This is a genomic window from uncultured Arcticibacterium sp., from assembly GCF_964021845.1.
Lineage (GTDB): Bacteria > Bacteroidota > Bacteroidia > Cytophagales > Spirosomataceae > Arcticibacterium.
Window position 1 is genome coordinate 202519 of the sequence record NZ_CAXHZC010000005.1, and the last position, 13411, is coordinate 215929.

11 protein-coding genes are annotated in these 13411 nt (G+C 36.8%); 6 read left to right on the forward strand and 5 right to left on the reverse strand.

Features of this window, described 5'->3' with window-relative positions; all coding sequences use genetic code 11:
- Positions 1-116: 116 nt before the first annotated feature.
- Together AADJ06_RS15365 and hslU are read left to right on the forward strand one after the other, a co-directional pair.
- Positions 117-2114, forward strand: coding sequence for a T9SS type A sorting domain-containing protein (locus tag AADJ06_RS15365; RefSeq protein ID WP_341227364.1), 1998 nt, complete (start codon positions 117-119; stop codon positions 2112-2114).
- Between the two features lie 135 nt (positions 2115-2249).
- A complete protein-coding gene (gene hslU, locus AADJ06_RS15370; protein WP_341227365.1) occupies positions 2250-3626 on the forward strand; it encodes an ATP-dependent protease ATPase subunit HslU in 1377 nt (458 codons plus the stop codon).
- Positions 3627-3636: 10 nt separating this feature from the next.
- Here the strand turns inward: hslU and AADJ06_RS15375 are convergent, their stop codons facing one another.
- Together AADJ06_RS15375 and AADJ06_RS15380 are read right to left on the reverse strand one after the other, a co-directional pair.
- A complete protein-coding gene (locus AADJ06_RS15375; protein WP_341227366.1) occupies positions 3637-4383 on the reverse strand; it encodes a hypothetical protein in 747 nt (248 codons plus the stop codon).
- 137 nt (positions 4384-4520) lie between these two features.
- Entirely contained in the window at positions 4521-5408 is an 888-nt protein-coding gene (locus tag AADJ06_RS15380) for a pyridoxal-phosphate dependent enzyme (protein WP_341227367.1), read from the reverse strand.
- Between the two features lie 38 nt (positions 5409-5446).
- Here AADJ06_RS15380 and AADJ06_RS15385 point away from each other — a divergent pair, with 38 nt between their 5' ends.
- Together AADJ06_RS15385 and AADJ06_RS15390 are read left to right on the forward strand one after the other, a co-directional pair.
- Entirely contained in the window at positions 5447-6478 is a 1032-nt protein-coding gene (locus AADJ06_RS15385; RefSeq protein ID WP_341227368.1) for an RluA family pseudouridine synthase, read from the forward strand.
- Positions 6479-6490: 12 nt separating this feature from the next.
- Positions 6491-6940 carry a GNAT family N-acetyltransferase gene (locus AADJ06_RS15390; RefSeq protein ID WP_341227369.1) on the forward strand — a complete coding sequence of 150 codons (450 nt, stop codon included), beginning with the start codon at positions 6491-6493 and terminating at the stop codon, positions 6938-6940.
- 14 nt (positions 6941-6954) lie between these two features.
- Here AADJ06_RS15390 and AADJ06_RS15395 read toward each other — a convergent pair whose 3' ends face one another.
- Together AADJ06_RS15395 and AADJ06_RS15400 are read right to left on the reverse strand one after the other, a co-directional pair.
- On the reverse strand, positions 6955-7329 hold the full coding sequence (locus AADJ06_RS15395; RefSeq protein WP_341227370.1) for a helix-turn-helix domain-containing protein: 375 nt from the start codon (positions 7327-7329) through the stop codon (positions 6955-6957).
- Between the two features lie 4 nt (positions 7330-7333).
- Positions 7334-7630 (reverse strand): type II toxin-antitoxin system HigB family toxin, encoded by a 297-nt coding sequence (locus tag AADJ06_RS15400; protein WP_341227371.1) that lies wholly within the window; start codon positions 7628-7630, stop codon positions 7334-7336.
- Positions 7631-7802: 172 nt separating this feature from the next.
- Between AADJ06_RS15400 and AADJ06_RS15405 the strand changes: the two genes are divergently transcribed.
- The gene (locus AADJ06_RS15405; protein ID WP_341227372.1) at positions 7803-8066 is read left to right on the forward strand and encodes a hypothetical protein; all 264 of its coding nucleotides are present in this window, start codon (positions 7803-7805) and stop codon (positions 8064-8066) included.
- 69 nt (positions 8067-8135) lie between these two features.
- Positions 8136-9320, forward strand: coding sequence for a multiheme c-type cytochrome (locus tag AADJ06_RS15410; protein WP_341227373.1), 1185 nt, complete (start codon positions 8136-8138; stop codon positions 9318-9320).
- Here AADJ06_RS15410 and AADJ06_RS15415 read toward each other — a convergent pair.
- Entirely contained in the window at positions 9317-13369 is a 4053-nt protein-coding gene (locus tag AADJ06_RS15415; protein WP_341227374.1) for a two-component regulator propeller domain-containing protein, read from the reverse strand. The genes AADJ06_RS15410 and AADJ06_RS15415 overlap by 4 nt on opposite strands.
- Between the last annotated feature and the right edge of the window lie 42 nt (positions 13370-13411).

Sequence of the window (13411 nt, forward strand, 5' to 3'; positions counted from 1 at the left end):
ACTTTGAAGCTAGTCCAGGAGGAATCCTGGGCTAGCTTTCTTTAAAGCCTTTGATTTTTTTAAAAGGCATTCTACTACTTACTTAAAAACAACTTCCTGATATAATAAGAATTAGAATGAATTATGGAAACCCAAATATTTTGAGTTCCGCTGTCACTACAATAAAACAAGTGTTTATTGGGTGTCTTTTTCTTCTAAGTATTCTTCCAGCTTTTTCTCAGCAAGATGCCAATACCCTAAAGATAAACAGTTGCAAAGTTCCTACGTTTAGCGTAGGAGGAAAAAACGTTACCAACGCTAAAACTAGTGATGGTAAAATTATTATTTCCGGTATTGAAAATGCTACTCATTTTGAAATCCTAGAAAACAACACACCATTCGATTTTTCACTGGCTTCTGAGCTAGTTGAAGGTCAGTCAAGCGTTGAGATAAAAGGTATAAAAAATCCAAGTCTTGATGCTGTATACAAAATAAAGCTCTATAATAAGACAGAGCAATGTTCTACAGAGCAATCCGTACATCTTTCTCATATTAATTTTGCTGAAAAGCTAGACTATACACAGATAGAGGTAATTCAAGGAGTAGATAACCCTTCCCCTGAAATTGGCGATATCATAACCTTTACTACCATAGTTCAAAATAACGGAGGGCAAGCAGCTACTAATCTTGAGCTAAAACAGTTCTTTTCCGAATCATTAGAACTAGTTTATTTCTTTGCAGATATAGGAGAATTTACACCCATAGGTAATGTTTGGCAAATAGGAAATTTGAAACCTGGACAGCAGCCGAAGCTTATCATAAGAGCTCGAGTTAAAGAGCAGGGTTTGTCATACCTTACCTCTTATGTTTCAAAGGCAAATAGTTATACTATTTTTTACGGACAGCAGCTACCTACACAAGATAACTCACACGCTATTGCAGCTACCAGTTGTGTATCAGTGCCCATTGCCATAAAAAAAGACGAAGTGTATAGAGTAAGTTTAGACAGTTATGCTAACCTTACGTGGTATTATAAAGACGCGGCAGGTAATTTTTCAGCCATTAATGAAACTACAAACTCAACCATTGCAGAAATTAATGCCGACAGCTCTTTAAGTATAAAGCAAGGTGGCGAGTACACCTATACTAAACAGATAGGAGAATGTACATTTAACTCCTGCTGCCCTATTCTAGTGGAGAGCTGTAAGGGCCCTGCCATTGTAGTAGATTCTGTTTATTGTAACACCACAGTAGATAGTTATAGCATGGTGGTTCACCTTGTTAATGATAATTGGAGTGTGGTAGAGAAAGTTTACTATGCCTTATCTAACCTTAGTTTTCCTGTATTAACAAACTTTTTAAGGCGATTGAATATTTTACCACTTACCTCAAGTTCAGGATATGTTACTTCTCTTGGAGGAGGGTATTATAGGGTAGACAATATTCCAGCTTTTATGCCTAATGTAACTCTGGTGTCCACCGATATGAGTGGTGAGTGTCGTTCTTTCAAAATTGTAAATGCTCCAGATTGTAATGGACAATTAATGCAAATGCCAGAACTGGCAAGTACAGTAGAATATTACAGTCCAGCTAGAGTTATGCCATCGCTCAAAGTAGAGAATGATGGAGGTAAAAAAGTGAAGACTTATTGGTATTCTGACGAGCTTGGTATTAACCAGGTTGGCAAAGGGAATTCTTTCCGACCAGATAAAGTAGGGAAGTATTTTGTAGCTTTTTATGATAAAAAGAATGACACAAGGAGTGCCTTGGTAGAAGCCGAAGTGAAGAGCTTAGTAGACGAGGTTCCTGGTGAATTTGTAAACATAAGTGTTTGTGATTGTGAAAGCTCATCAATGATTCCAACAGGTACTTCAGAAGCTATAACAGTAGCCAAAATTTATCCTAACCCGGTTAAAGATGACTTAAACGTGGATTATTTAATTCCTAAGACTGCTAGAAGTGCTGATGTGTTTGTATTCAGTATTAATGGGAAGCAGTTGGGCTCATATGTTCTGGATTTGAAAAAGGATTCAGAAAAAATTGATGTTTCTTCTTGGCCAGATGGTTTGTATATTCTTACCATGGCGGTAGATGGCGAAAAGAAGTTAACACAGCGTTTTGTGGTCCGTCAGTAAAGTAAGCATCTAATTTTCCGACTTAAACGGAATGATTTCTCCCTCATTTGATGTTCTTCCATTCCAGAATCCTTTCTTTTGGAAAGACCGAAAGATTGATTTGCTTTGCAAACTCCAAATTAAAGAAAAACCTAGATGTCAAAAAAGATAGAGAATCTCACGCCACGCCAAATCGTAGAAGAGCTTGATAAATATATCATTGGTCAAACAGACGCTAAGAAAAACGTAGCGATAGCTCTTAGAAATAGATGGCGTAGGATGAATGCTGACGAAGGGATTCGTGGCGAGATAGTTCCTAATAATATATTGATGATTGGTTCTACGGGTGTGGGTAAGACAGAGATTGCTAGAAGGCTAGCAAAAATAGCAGACGCCCCTTTTACAAAGGTCGAAGCCTCAAAATTTACAGAAGTAGGTTATGTAGGACGTGATGTAGAAAGCATGGTACGTGACTTGGTGGAACATTCGGTCAATTTAGTTAAAACAGCCAAAAAGGAAGAAGTAAAGATAAAAGCAGCAGATACGGTAGAAGAATTAATATTGGATATTCTTATCCCACCAATGTCTAAGAAAGCTCAAGTTGGCATTCCTGAAGGTGTAGCTTCAACAAAAGAAGAAGAGCTGAATGAGAAAACGAGGGAATCTTTTAGAGGAAAACTGAAGAGAGGAGAATTAGACGAAAGGAAGATTGAAATCAATGTTCAAAACTCTTCTGCTTCGCCAATTGGTGTAATGGGCGGGCCTATTGATGATGTTTCCATGATGAATATTCAGGAAATGATAGGTGGCATGATGCCAAAGAAAAATAAGAAAAGGAAGTTGCCTATTTCAGAAGCTAGAAAGATTCTTTTAGAAGAAGAATCTGCAAAACTCATTGATATGGATGAGGTAAAAGAAGAAGCTATCTGGAAAGCTGAAAACCTTGGGATGATATTTATTGATGAGATAGATAAGATAGCAGCAGGTGGAGGTAAAAGTGGTCCTGATGTAAGCCGTGAAGGTGTGCAGCGAGACATGCTACCCATAGTAGAAGGTTCTACGGTAAACACAAAACATGGATCTATAAATACAGACCATATCCTATTTATAGCTGCGGGAGCTTTTCATGTTTCCAAACCTTCTGATTTAATTCCTGAACTACAAGGGCGTTTTCCTATAAGGGTGGAGTTAGAGTCTTTGACAGAAGAAAACTTCTATCAAATACTTAGTAAACCTAAAAATGCCTTAACTAAACAGTATGTAGCTATGCTGAAAGCCGAAGGAGTAGATTTAGAATTTAACGATGAAGCTCTTAAGGAACTTGCAAAAATAGCTTTTGAGGCAAATAGCGAAGTAGAAAATATAGGAGCAAGGAGGTTACAAACGGTCATGAGTCATTTACTAAATGAAATCCTGTTTGACGTTCCAGATAAGATAGAATCAGGCTCTAAATTGCTGATTGATAAAGAAAAAGTAACGGAAAGGCTTTCTGGTCTTGTTAAGAATAAAGATTTGAGTCAGTACATTTTGTAGTTAATTCAACTCATATTTCACTTAGAGATTTAGACAGGGAGAGAATATCTCCTTGTTTTTTCATGTTTAGTTTATCCTTTTTGACAATAGATGAGGCAGTTTCACTATACTTCCCCAAATTCTTAAGGAAAGATTTCTTATGACTTACTAAGACCATTTTATTGTCAACTACAAGGTAAAAGCGTTCTCTTTTCTCGAATTCACCCTCATAAATGCTAGAATTAGAAGAACCATACCCAGTACTTACTCCAGAGCTAGAAGGTATAAATTTACAGTCATATAGTTTTAGAAGCATGGGTTCAGAATAGGAAAGAGTTTCATAGTAATAATCGCCAGCTCCTTTTATCTCATCTTCATATCTAGAAAAGTTATGTCCGTTTATTCGAAATTCTAATGGCTTTAACTCCACAGAAGGTGTTGACTTGTTTTTGGAGTAATAAAGCGTGTTTTGTTCTAAATTAAAGGCTATTAGGCCTTCTACAGGTTCTCCACCTTCTAAAAGCACCTTTTCTTTAAACCAACCATTTTTGAAATAGGGAGTGCCTAAATACTTCTTTTCAAAGGCTTGTGTCGTGTTTAGTCTTACATTTTTGGCATTATATTCAGAAACAAGTATGGTATCTCCATCTGCATTTACATCTATTCGTGAGCCTGATGATGCTGTAGAAATTTTATCCAAAAAGTAGGCAACATTATCTTGCGAGAAAGATAAAAATGAAATTGAAAGTAGGCTTAGGAAAAGAAAAGTTCGCATCATTATTTTTTTGTGAAAAGTTTGTAGTGTATTGATAACGAAGTTAATAAAAAATATTCATTTTGTCTTATGAAAAAATAAAGTGTAATGGAGGGTATTGTCAAATACTCTTTCTGTTTCTTGAATTATTTCAATCGAGCTTAAAGACCGGATAATCTTCCTTGAAGCCCTCCAGAGTGATAGAGGACTATTTTGGAGCTAGTAGGGAAGTGCCCCTTTTCTATCAAATCAAATATGCCGTAAAATAGTTTTGCGGTGTAAATTTGCTCTAATTGAATATTAAATTCGTTCTCAAAATATTTGATAAACTTCAGAAGTGTATCATTGTATTTGGCGTAGCCGCCAAAATGATAGTCGTCAAAAAAACGAAGCCTGTCAGTTGGTTTTTGAAGTAAGTTTTGAATTTCATCTATCAAGAAACCTCCGTTTTTTAGAGCAGGGAATCCGTAGACTTCGCCTTTATAATTCTTGTTTGATAATACACCCGCAGCAGTGCCCCCTGTGCCTGCGGCCAAACAAAAATGAGTTGGTGTAATTTCTTTTAAAACTTCATCAATAATTTCAGCACAGCCAGGTAGGGCGTAAGGATTGCTTCCACCTTCAGGAATGAAAAACTTGCTTTCACCTGAGAATTTAGAACTTAAAGTCTTTTTATCCCTATAGTCAGTACGGGTGACAAAATGCATTTTCATCCCTTTTTGACTGGCAAATGCCAGCGTAGGGCTTGATTCCTCATTGAGCTCTTGCCCTCGTATAATAGCCTCTGATTTAAAATTAAATAAATTGGCAGCGGCTGCTAAGGCATAAATATGGTTAGAGTAAGCTCCGCCAAAACTGATTAGCGTTTCTTTTTTGTTCTCTTTAGCTTTTAAAAGGTTGTACTTAAGTTTTCTAAATTTGTTTCCAGAGACCTCTGGATGGCATAAATCGTCCCTTTTTACCCATACCTCCAATCCTTTCTGGTCAAAAAGAGGACTAGATAGTTTTTCTAATGGGGTAGGATATAGGATGTGTTTTTCAAAAACCAATTTTAAAGAGGTAACTTGCGGGCTAAAATTACATCTTTTTGGAAGAGAAACATATAGAAGACGATTTGGAAGACGATGAGTTGTACGAACATCTCAATCTTACCGCGGACCCCGGACAAACACCACTTAGGCTTGATAAGTTTATAGGACACCATACTAATAGCTCTAGAAACAAGATTCAGAACGCTATAGATAGTGAGTCTGTAAAAGTTAATGGAAATTTAGTAAAATCAAGTTATAAGGTTAGGCCTGGCGATAATATCATTATTTCTTTGGCAAAACCGCCAAAAGAGCCGTCAGAAGTTATTCCGCAAGACATTCCGCTTGATATTATTTATGAAGACAATAGTGTCTTATTGGTAAATAAAGATGCCGACATGGTGGTGCATCCTGGTTTTAACAACTGGGATGGTACTTTAGTAAATGCATTGGTTTTCCATTTTAAGAACCTTCCCACGTCTAAAAACGGAACTATAAGACCGGGCTTAGTTCATAGAATTGATAAGGGAACCACAGGCCTTTTGGTAATTGCTAAAACGGAGTATGCTATGCAATATTTGGCGAAACAATTTGCCGACCATAGCACCGAAAGAACATACTACTGCATGGTGTGGGGCGAACCTAAAGAGGATAAAGGTACCATAAATGCTAACCTAGGAAGAGGTTTTAAAGATAGAAGGATATCGGAGGTTTTTCCTGAAGGAGAACATGGCAGAGTGGCCATTACGCATTATGAGGTTATAAGAAGAATGCGTTATGTAAGCCTTGTGAAGTGTAACCTAGAAACAGGGCGTACCCACCAAATTAGAGCTCATATGAAGCATATAGGTCACCCGCTTTTTGGAGATACTACGTACGGGGGAGACAGAGCATTAAGAGGGAATATGTTTTCAAAGTATAAGCAGTTTGTCGACAATTGTTTCAAAATTATGCCACGTCAGGCTCTGCATGCTAAGTCTCTTGGGTTTAAACACCCTGAAACAGAAGAGTGGATGCAGTTTGACTCAGAACTACCTGAAGATATGGTAGACCTGATAGCCAAATGGGACCATTATGTACAACACAATTAATTAGAAATTTAGATGAATACGGTTATAAGAGAGGCCATAGCGGCTGATGTGCCTGCTATGATGGGTTTGGTAAAAGAATTAGCTCTTTATGAAAAAGCTCCAGAGCAGGTAACTAATACGGAAGCGTTAATGCTGAAAGATGGGTTCGGAGAGAATCCTATTTTTGGGGCTTTTGTGGCGGAGGTTGACGGTATAGTGGTAGGTCTGTCTATATATTATTACCGATATTCGACATGGAAAGGTAGACGTATTTATCTGGAAGATTTGGTAGTAAAAGAGTCCTTAAGAGGTAAAGGAGCAGGGAAACTACTTTTTGAAGCGGTTATTGAGAAGGGAAAGGAAGTGGGCTGTACAGGTATGATGTGGCAGGTGCTAGACTGGAATGAATCAGCCATTGCCTTCTATAAAAAATATGGAACCACTTTTGACGAGGAATGGGTGAACTGTCATTTGGATTTTTAAATTCCGCAGATTATTTAAGAAAGTAAGGTCTCAGCAGAAATACCTAAACCACGATGTATCTTTTTAGCCATTTCATAAGAAAGAGGCCTTCTTCTGTTTAATACTTCGGAAACTCTGCTGACGCTTCCAAAGTATTCAGCTAAGTCTTTTCGTTTTAGGCCAAGTTCTTCCATTCTGATTTTAATGGCTTCAATTGGGTCTGAAGCTTCAATGGGGTAGTGTATGGATTCGTAGTTTTCTACTAAAATTGAAACCAGCTCTAGTAGCTCCTCTTCTGGAGTATTTTCTTCACAGTCAATCAGCTTATCTATGATTTTTAGATAAACTTCATACTGTTCTTCTGATTTTATAGGGGCAATTTTTGATTTTATTTCTGCTATAGTTTCCATGTTTCTAAATATGTTTTATGTCGGTTATTCTATCGTACTCTTTATGGGTTCCAATAAACCGAATGTAAACCCTCTGTAACCCGTATCTAAAGACCACAATTAACCTGTATTTGTTTCTACAAATGTTAAAGACATACCTATTGTTGCCAACATTATCTGCAGAGGGTGTGTCACTTTTAACCTCATTAGGATTTTTATAATTTGCCAAATTCATTTTCCGATACCAATACTTAAGTTCCTGTTCACTGTCTGGGTATTCCTTCCAAAAGCTTCGCAGGGTTCCTTTAGTAATCACTCTCATAACCAAATGTATGAATTAAAGTTCTCATTTTTGTATATTTATATACGTTTATGTATATTTTTAGAATGTAAGACATACTAAGTGAGTTTGTAGCAAAATAATCAAATGTTAAATAATTTGTTGGCTATAAGTTGATTGTCTAAATTTATTAATACATCATAAATTCATAATAATGAAACACTTAACGCTACCTTTTATACTAATCGCAACTGCAGCTTCCGCCCAAATTCCTTATTCGCATGGGGAGTCTTTAATTAAGTCAGAAGAGGCTAAAGTTAAGAGCTATACTGTAAAACCACTTAGTACTTCTTCTACTGTAGTTGAAAGTTCACTTGACAATATGCCTATTCTTTTTCCGGGGTTTAAAGTTTCTATGATGTTAGAGGTTCTGCCGCCTGAAAATATGCCCAATCCTTTAATTAAGGAAGAAGAGTAGGTTACTTGTGATAAAAATCACCTAAGTTAAAAATGCTTTGATGTATTTTTGTTAAAAACATAAATCTATTTGAAGCGAATAATCTATTTTCTTATTGCCATTGGTTTTATAGGAGCGGTGGTTTATGCCATTTTTTTTAGAGAAAAAGTGACTCCTTTGACGGAGTCATGGGAAAAACCAGTGCCTCATCAAGAAATTCCTGAAGGTTTAATTTCACTGAAATCGGAAGATTGTGGCGTTTGTCATCAAGAGCATTACGCCGAATGGAAACTGGCTACGCACGCTCACGCTTGGACAGACCTACAGTTTCAAGCAGAACTTCAGAAAGAATCAAGTCCGTTTATGTGTATTAATTGCCATATTCCGCTTCAAAATCAGCAAGAAGAAATAGTGACGGGCCTTATCAATGGCGATATCTACAGACCAGTTAAAGAGAGAAATCCGTTTTTTGATAGAGAATTGCAGCAAGAGGGTATAAACTGTGCCAGCTGCCATGTCAGGAATAATGAAATTATTGGAACTAAAGGTACCGGCATGGCACCTCATAAAGTGAATGTGGCCCCCGAGTTGTTGTCCGAAAACCTGTGTATCTCTTGTCATAATGCCAATGCTGTTATAACACCAACACTTGCCTGTACTTTTGAAACGGGTGACGAGTGGAAGGCAGGACCTTTTTATGGCGAGAAAAACTGTAAAGATTGCCACATGGAAGAAGTAGAAAGAAGTCTTGTACCTGGTTATCCTGTAAGGAAAAGCCACAGGCATTTCTTCTCAGGTTCGGGTATTCCAAAGTTTGATTCTGTTAAAACTACTATGCTTAATGGGTATAATTTTTATCCAGATAAGCTAGCGAAGTCTTATTTATATGAGGAGGCATTCATTTATAAACTAAAGTTAAAAAATGAAAATGCAGGGCATAAAGTGCCTACTGGCGACCCTGAAAGGTTTTTTATGATTGAATTAACGCTTTCTACAGAAGCTGGGAAACTGATAAAAACCGAGCGTTTTAGAATAGGAGAAGAGTGGGAATGGTACCCCGAGGCAAAAAAGCTGTCTGACACTAACATGCTTCCGGGTGAAGAAAGAACCTTCAGATTAGAGACTGATATAAATCAAAAAGGCACTTACGTTTTAAAAGCTAAAGTCACCAAACATAGATTAAATAAAGAAAACGCAGAGTTTAATAATCTAGGGGAAAATTACCCACTATTTATTACGGTTTTTGACGAGTTACAAACTTTTGAGGTTAATTAGAATTTATTGTCGTCTGATTTTTCGCTTCTATATTTTAGTGGAGATACGCCAAATTCCTTTTTGAAGCATCTGCTGAAGTAAGAGGGGTCGTTAAAGCCTACTTGCCAAGCTATTTCCGAAACATTAAAATGACCACTATCCATTAATTGAATAGCTCTTTTAAGTCTTACTTGTCTTATAAACTCTGTTCCAGAAAGATTCATAACGGCCTTTAATTTTCTGTAAAATTGCATTCGGCTCATGTTCATGGCTATTTCTAGTTGCTCAGAATCAAAGTTGGAATCATCAATATTCTTTTCAATTATAGAAACGGCTTTTTTGATAAACTGTTCCTCCATAGCCGGAAGCTCTATTTCAGAAGGGGAGGCTAGTATTTTCTTACTCCACTTGTCTCTCAGTAGTTCACGATTTTTGATAAGACTTTTTACTTTAGTCTCCAGAATATTCAGGTTAAAAGGTTTGGTGATATAATCATCAATACCCATATCAAAAGCTTCCATTTGACTGGTATTGGCAGACCTAGAAGTTAAAAGCAGAAATGGAATATGACTTGTTTTTTCACTCTTCCTGATGGCTGTGCAAAACTCAGTTCCATCTATTTCGGGCATAAGCCAATCAGAAATTATCAAATCAGGCACTTGGCTTTTAGCTTTTTCTATTCCCTTTTTACCGTTTTCGGCAGTAATGACTCTGTAATCTTGCAGGAAGCTTTCCCTTAAATATTGACGTAGCTCTTCATTATCTTCTACTATGAGAAGGAGAGGTTTTAAAGTATTGGTTAATATTTGAGAACTTTGTGTGGTTTCAATGCTGTGTTTGACAGTTTTTAACTGAGGTACATCCAGGTCTTTGGCGGAGTTTAGCCAGTCTTGAGGATATGCCGAAACGGCCATGGGAAGCTCAACCTGAAACATGGTGCCTACTCCTTCATTACTTTCTACTTTTATGGTTCCTAAATGTAAATCAACGAGTTCTTTGGTAAGTGCCAGTCCTATTCCGGAGCCTGTTTTCTTCTGTTTAGTTTCTCCCTGAGCCTGATAAAACCGTTCAAAAAGGTGCGACATATCCTCTTTAGAAATGCCAATTCCAGAATCTTCAATTTGAAAGCTTAAGGCTTGAGATATTTCATTAATATTTACTTTGACTGTGATATCCCCATTTTCGTTCGTGAATTTAAAGGCATTTGAAAGAAGGTTATAAATGACTTTTTCTACAATATCAGCATCAAAGTAACCTTGATGGCTCTTCACATTTGTGTGGAAAGTGAGACTAATGTTTTTGTTTTTGGCTAAATCTTCAAAGTATTCTACAATTCGTATAATAAACGCAATGATATCATTTTGAGTGATTTCAGGTTTCAGGCTTTGGCTTTCTACTTTCGATAAATCTAATATTTGATTAATAAGCCTTAGCAGCCTTTGAGCATTTCGCTGCATAACTAAAAACTGGTGTTTGACTTGGCTCTTTTGACTTCGGTCGTTTATGAGTTTATCTAATGGCGTTAAAATAAGGGTTAGTGGCGTTCTAAATTCATGAGAGATATTGGTGAAGAAGTTTGATTTGGTGTCGTCAAGAGCCTTAATTGCTTCAGTTTCTAGTTGCTTAATTCTGATATCGGCTTTGAGTCGCTCTCTTACCAGAATGTTTTGTCTCCAAGCTATTATTAGTCCTAGAAACAAAATGGTATAAAGTCCGTAGGCCCACCAGCTTCTATACCAAGGGGGTAAAACAGTTATTTTTACCATTTTAGGTTGACTCCATGGGCTATTACCTTCAGAAGCTTTTACCATAAATGTATAGGTGCCTTCCGTCAAATTAGAATACGGAGCGGTACGCTGAGCACCTACGAAATTCCAGTCAGTATCAAAACCTGAAAGTTTGTAAGCGTATTTGATATTGTGATAGGGGTGAAAAGAGAGAGCAGTGTATTCTATAGTAAAGATGTTTTGAAAAGGAGAGAAAATTAGTTCGGTAGCTCTAGTCATATCGAGTTTAGTGGGAGCATTACTATTTTGTTGGTCTATAGACTCATTAAATATCTTTAAGTCGGTTAAAAATAAATTGGGGGCAGATGTCTTCTTTCTAACTTGTTCTGGCTTGAAAACCACCATGCCTTGCATATTACCAAAGGCCAAGTCTCCGTTGGGTAATTGTGATGCTGCTTCTTTGACAAATTCATGGCCTACCAAACCATCAGATTGATTATAGTTTTCAAATTTCTCAGAAAAAGGATCGTATAACGATATGCCAGAATTAGTAGCTATCCATAGATTTTGCTGGCGGTCTTCTAAAATGCTGGCTACATTATTATTTATTAGGCCGTCTTTGGTGTTTTTGCTTTGGAAAATTTCGGTTTTTGGGTCAAATAGCAGCAGCCCACAGCCACTGGTACCTATCCATATTCTTTTTTGAAGGTCTTCATGTATGGCAGATATGGCATTACAGGGCAAAGAGCCAATTTTATCGTTGGCGGTAAAAACTTTGACCTCGTCTGTTTTTAAATTCCATTTTACTAAGCCTGATATATAAGTCCCAATCCAGAGATTATGGTTAGAGTCTTGAAAAAGCAGGTTCACGTCATATTCTTTTAGTATTTTTTCAACAGTGCTATGCGTAACTTTTTCAACAGACTTGGTATTTTCATCAAATAGATAGAGTTCTCTTTGCATGGTACCAATCCAAATTTTCCCGTTTCCTGCCCGTGCAAAGGTTTTGACAGATTTACTTCCTTCTAGTTTAAAAGGGAGGAATTTACGTGTTTTAGTTTCATAAAGAGAAAAGCCTTCTGTCCATGTGGAGATAATGATATTTCCGTTTTCAGTTGCTAAAATGGCGTTAATATCATTTGCTGGCAAGCCAGAGTTTTCGGAAGTGTAGCGGTCAAAGTGTTTTCTGTTTTTTGATATTACGGTTAGACCTTTAGTAGAACTTACCCAAATTTTATCTTCCTCATCATGAGCTAGAGCCGTCACCCGGTCTGTGAGTAAACTTTGAGCATTAAAAGGCTGATGTCTAAACGAATTGAATTTTTTAGTTTCGGCATATTTTATATTGATACCACCTTGCCAGGTCCCTATTACTATATTTCCATCCCTATCACATATTCCCTTTTTTAAGGCGTGTGTGCTTAAACCCTTCTCATTATCAGGGTCTGGGAGCAAGTATTTCTTTTTTTTGCTGTCTCCATTCGGGTAAAAATATGCTCCATAATCAGTTAGAACCCATAAATTTCTGTCATGGTCTTCTATGAGGTCGGTGATGAGATTAACAGTTTCATATAAATTAGGGTCAAGAAGCTCTTGTCTAAAGCTTTTTGATTGAATGTTAAATTCAAAGAGACCTCTTCCTGCTGTTCCCACCCAAATTCTTCCACGAGAATCTTTTTTTATGAAATTGATATTATAGTGAAAAGACTTGTTGTTTGATGTTCTAGGTATTTTAAAGGTAGAAACAGAATGAGAAACAGTGTTGTAAATCATAATTTCTCCATCGGTGTTTCCTATCCACATAAGGCCTTGCTCATCTTTAAAAAGAGCTGTAATTGATTTTCGAAAATCAGGTATTTCACTTCTGAAAATTTTCTGTTTTTCATAGTCGTAATAGAAAAGACCAAAAGTTACAGTGGCTATCCATAATTTACCATCTTTCTCCTCAAAGGCCGAAACGCTTATATTTTCAATTTCATTTTCGCCTAACTTAAAAGGGATACGCTCAAAAGTTTTTCCGTCATCATTTAGCCTACATAGTTTATTGTTTCGAGTAGAAACCCAAATGTCGTTTTTAGAATCGGCAAATACATTGGTGATGTCATTAATCGGTAGGCTGTTTGGGTTGTCTAGTTCATGCCTAAAAACCTTGAAATCATAACCGTCAAATCTATTTAGGCCATCAGATGTAGCAAACCAAAAGAAACCATTTTTATCCTGAATTACTTTCCACACATTACTCTGAGATAGACCATCTGCTGTAGTTAAATGTTCAAAGTCTATTTGAGCATAAGACTTGGTAATGAGCAAGCTGAAGAGTAAAATTTTCTTAAATAAGGACATGGTCAAACAGACAGAATAGGATAAAAAAATCTCCTAAAGTTA

Coding starts and splice junctions, on each gene's coding strand:
- AADJ06_RS15390 (WP_341227369.1), top strand. CDS start 6,491: ATGAATACGGTTATAAGAGAGGCCATAGCGGCTGATGTGCCTGCTATG.
- AADJ06_RS15375 (WP_341227366.1), bottom strand. CDS start 4,383: ATGATGCGAACTTTTCTTTTCCTAAGCCTACTTTCAATTTCATTTTTA.
- AADJ06_RS15395 (WP_341227370.1), bottom strand. CDS start 7,329: ATGGAAACTATAGCAGAAATAAAATCAAAAATTGCCCCTATAAAATCA.
- AADJ06_RS15415 (WP_341227374.1), bottom strand. CDS start 13,369: ATGTCCTTATTTAAGAAAATTTTACTCTTCAGCTTGCTCATTACCAAG.
- AADJ06_RS15400 (WP_341227371.1), bottom strand. CDS start 7,630: ATGAGAGTGATTACTAAAGGAACCCTGCGAAGCTTTTGGAAGGAATAC.
- AADJ06_RS15405 (WP_341227372.1), top strand. CDS start 7,803: ATGAAACACTTAACGCTACCTTTTATACTAATCGCAACTGCAGCTTCC.
- hslU (WP_341227365.1), top strand. CDS start 2,250: ATGTCAAAAAAGATAGAGAATCTCACGCCACGCCAAATCGTAGAAGAG.
- AADJ06_RS15365 (WP_341227364.1), top strand. CDS start 117: ATGAATTATGGAAACCCAAATATTTTGAGTTCCGCTGTCACTACAATA.